This is a genomic window from Kitasatospora nipponensis, assembly GCF_039528135.1.
In the GTDB taxonomy this organism is placed as follows: Bacteria; Actinomycetota; Actinomycetes; order Streptomycetales; family Streptomycetaceae; genus Kitasatospora; species Kitasatospora nipponensis.
This window is the reverse complement of the sequence record NZ_BAAALF010000116.1, coordinates 14,067-17,488: the sequence shown is the minus strand read 5'-3', so window position 1 is coordinate 17,488 and position 3,422 is coordinate 14,067. Positions and strand designations below refer to the sequence as shown.

General features: G+C 75.2%; 4 protein-coding genes. 3 read left to right on the top strand and 1 reads right to left on the bottom strand.

All coding sequences use genetic code 11. The features are described 5' to 3' along the window. Nucleotides 1-479 (bottom strand): hypothetical protein (locus ABD323_RS26645; protein WP_344444509.1); only part of this gene is annotated, 479 nt, incomplete at its 3' end. Between the two features lie 155 nt (nt 480-634). On the opposite strand from ABD323_RS26645, the gene ABD323_RS26640 reads away from it, so the two are divergent. From ABD323_RS26640 to ABD323_RS26630, 3 genes are all read left to right on the top strand, one after another. Further along, a complete protein-coding gene (locus tag ABD323_RS26640) occupies nt 635-1,033 on the top strand; it encodes a cupin domain-containing protein (RefSeq protein ID WP_344444507.1) in 399 nt (132 codons plus the stop codon). Then, nucleotides 1,023-2,381: a class I tRNA ligase family protein gene (locus ABD323_RS26635; protein WP_344444506.1), complete on the top strand. Its 1,359-nt coding sequence runs from the start codon at nt 1,023-1,025 to the stop codon at nt 2,379-2,381. The genes ABD323_RS26640 and ABD323_RS26635 overlap by 11 nt, the downstream gene beginning before the upstream one ends. Continuing rightward, a partial coding sequence (locus ABD323_RS26630) for an NAD(P)/FAD-dependent oxidoreductase (RefSeq protein WP_344444505.1) occupies nt 2,378-3,422 on the top strand: 1,045 nt, incomplete at its 3' end. The genes ABD323_RS26635 and ABD323_RS26630, both read left to right, overlap by 4 nt.

Here is a 3,422-nt window from a genome sequence, read left to right as displayed (position 1 = left end):
CAGAACCGGCCGGACAGCTCGGCCGCCAGGTACCGCGCGAAGTCGGGCTCCTCGGGGCGCAGCACGTGCTCGACCCAGCGGTCGCGCGCGTGGCCCAGCGCCAGCAGCTCCCAGACGCAGGCCGTGGCGTTGCCCGGCGCCGGGATCAGCGTGGTCAGGTCCGACCAGTTCGCCAGCCAGGTGCGGCTGTGCAGGATCAGGCCGTTGAGGCTCCACCAGCCCACCACGACGTAGACGCCGTCCTCGTCCTCGTGCAGCACGCTCAGCGCGTGCGCGGGCACGGCGGCGTGCGGCGCCGGCAGCGAACGCCGCACCGCGAGCCGCGCGAAGTCCTCCACCGGCGCCGGCGGCCGCTCGCGCAGCGCGGAGACCGTGTACCGCTTGACCGTCCAGCCCTCGACCTGCTCCGGCGGCTGTGTCGTGATCGACCGCGCGTCGTACCGGACCGGGCGCTCGCCCACCTGTGTCTGCGTCGTCATGGCCGCGATGGTGACACGCGGTCCGGGCGCTGCCAACCTCCCGGAGCCCGTTGCCCACTGCCCTTCGAGAGCTTCTCTAGCGCGCCCGCCGACGATTCGACCGTCAGATCCATCGGGCCCCCGGGCCCGGGCGCCAACGGTAGAGGAGGGCTCCTGTGCAGAAGTTCACCATCGGCGACTCAAAGCTGGAGAGCGAGTACGGCATCAGCATCGGGCGCTGGAGCCGCTACCCGGGGACCGGGAGCCTGCCGTTCGGCGCCATGTGGTGCCAGGTACCCGCCGGCTCGCAGAGCGTGCAGGACAACCACCCCGAGGTGGAGCTGGCGATCGTGGTCGGCGGCGAGGCGACCTTCACCGTGGACGGCGTCGCCACCGCCGCCCCGGCCGGCACCGCGATGCTGCTGCAGCCCGGCGAGAAGCACGTGATCAGCGCCGGCGAGCAGACGGTCGACATCCTGAGCATCTACTGGCTGCCCGGCAGCGAGCCCGAGGCGGTGCGCGCGACGCTGTCCGCCGCCGAGCCGCTCGGTACGGAGGCTCCCGATGGCGCCTGACCGCACCGGGGCGACCACGGTGGTGCTCTCGCCGCCGCCCACCCCGAACGGCCCGCTGCACCTGGGCCACCTGGCCGGCCCCTACGTCGCGGCCGACCTCGCGGTGCGCGCCGCGCGCCGGCGGGGCGAGCGGGTGGTGGCGCTCTGCGGCCTGGACGACCACCAGAACTACGTGCCGGCCGCCGCCCGCCGCCAGAACCTGCCCGTCGAGGAGCTGCGCACCCGCAACGCCGACCTGATCCGCGAGGTCTTCCACCGCGCCGACGTGGTGCACGACGGCTTCACCGAGCCGCTGACCGACGGCGCCTACCGGGCCGCGGTGGTGGAGTTCCTCGAGGAGCTGGTGCTCAGCGGCGCGCTGCCCGTCGAGCAGTGGCAGACCCCGGTCTGCCCCGACTGCCCGGGCATCCTGCACCACGCCTACGTCACCGGCCGCTGCCCCGGCTGCGGTGAGGGAAGCGGCGGCGGCACCTGCGAGGGCTGCGCCGGCTACACGCCCGCCGCCGCCCTGCTCGACCCCGTCTGCACCCGCTGCGGCACCCCGGCCACCGCCATCCGCACCGTGCGCGGTCCGGTGCTGCGCCTGGAGGACCACCGGGCCGCGCTGGAGGCGGCCTGGCTGCGCGCCACCCTGCCGCCGCAGGCCCGCCGGCTGGCCGCCAGGCTGCTGCAGGGCCCGCTGCCCACCGTGCCGTTCAGCTACCCCACCGACTGGGGCATCGAGCTGGGCTCGATCCCCGGCCACCGCATCGACGTCTGGGCCGAGATGGGCCTGGGCTACCTCTACTCGATCGGCCAGCTGGTCGAGCCCGGCGCCACCGGCCTGGCCGGCCACCTGGCGGCCTGGCAGCAGGTGGAGTCGGTCTGGGCCTTCCTCGGCCTGGACAACGCCTTCTACTACCTGGCGCTCTTCCCCGCCCTGTACGCCGCCGCCGGCCTGTCCGCCCAGGCGCTGGGCGGCCTGGTGGTCAACGAGTTCTACCTGCTGGACGGCGCCAAGTTCTCCACCAGCCGCAGCCACGCGGTCTGGGCGCACGAGTTCCTCGCCACCGAGGACCCGCGCGCGGTGCGGGCCTTCCTCAGCTGGGACCGCCCGGCCCCGCTGCAGGCCGACTTCACCCTGGAGCACTACCGCGCGGTGACCGCGAGCTGGCAGCGGGCCACCCCGACGAGTGCCCCCGACCCGGCCGAACTGGCCCGCGCCGAAGCCGCGTTGACCCTGGAGCGGTACGACGCGGCACTGGCCGCCCGGTGCCTGCTGGGCGCCGGCCTGCAGAGCGGCGGCGACGCGCGCGCCGACGACCTGCTCGCGGTGCTCACCGGTGACGCCAAGGCAGCCCCGCAATGAGGATCAGCGTGGTCGGCGGCGGCATCGCCGGGATGCTGCTGGCCTGGCGCCTGGTGCGTCAGCCCGGCCTGCGGGTCGACCTGATCGCCGGCCCGGAGGCGGTGGGCGACGCCACCCGCGCCTCCGGCGGCCTGGTGCGCGCCTTCGAGATCGACCCGGCGCTCGCCTCGCTGGCCCAGCTGAGCCTGCGCGAGCTGCGCGCCAGCGCCCTGCTGCGGGAGTGGTCCGGCTACCGGGAGACCGGCAGCCTCTACCTGCTGGACGGCCCGGCCCGGCCGCACCGGGTCTCCGAACTCCAGGAACAACTCCCGGACTCCGTCGAACTGCTGACCAGTCGTCAGATTGCCGACCGGTACGGCTTCGCGGGCCTGCCCGCCAGTACCGAGGCGATCCTGGAGCGGCAGGCCGGCTTCTTCTCGCCGGAGCTGCTGCGGCAGAACGCGCTGGCCGACTTCACCGCCCGCGGCGGGCAGTTGGACCGCGGCGTGCTGCGGGCGGTGCGCCCGCGCGCCGACTCGGTGGCCTACCGCACCGACCAGGGCTGGTCGCAGGCGGACGCGCTGGTGCTGGCGGCCGGTGCCTGGAGCGGGCGGCTGCTGCGCGACTGCGGCCTGCCGCCGGCCGGCCTGCGCACCAAGGTCATCCAGTACGCCGTCTACGAGGTCGAGGGCGAGCGCCCGCCGGCCTTCCTCGACGACACCACCGGTCTCTACGGCCGCCCAGCCGGCCCCGGCCGGATGCTGCTGGGCCGGCCCACCGAGCGCTGGGACGTCGACCCCGGCCCGCAGCCGTTCATGGACCGCGAGGAGCTGGCGGTGCGCCGCACCGCCGCCGAGCTGCTGCCCGGCCTGCGGATCCGCCCGCCGCACCGCTTCATCGCGGTCGCCGAGGCGTACGGGCCGCAGGGCCGCCTGCTGCTGCGCCCGGTGCCGGTGCCCACCGGCCACCTGTTCACCTACACCGGCGGCAGCGGCGCCGCGGACAAGACCGCGCTGGCCGCGCCGGAGACCGTGCGGCCGCCCACGTTGTTCACCAGGATGT

Coding starts and splice junctions, on each gene's coding strand:
- ABD323_RS26635 (WP_344444506.1), top strand. CDS start 1,023: ATGGCGCCTGACCGCACCGGGGCGACCACGGTGGTGCTCTCGCCGCCG.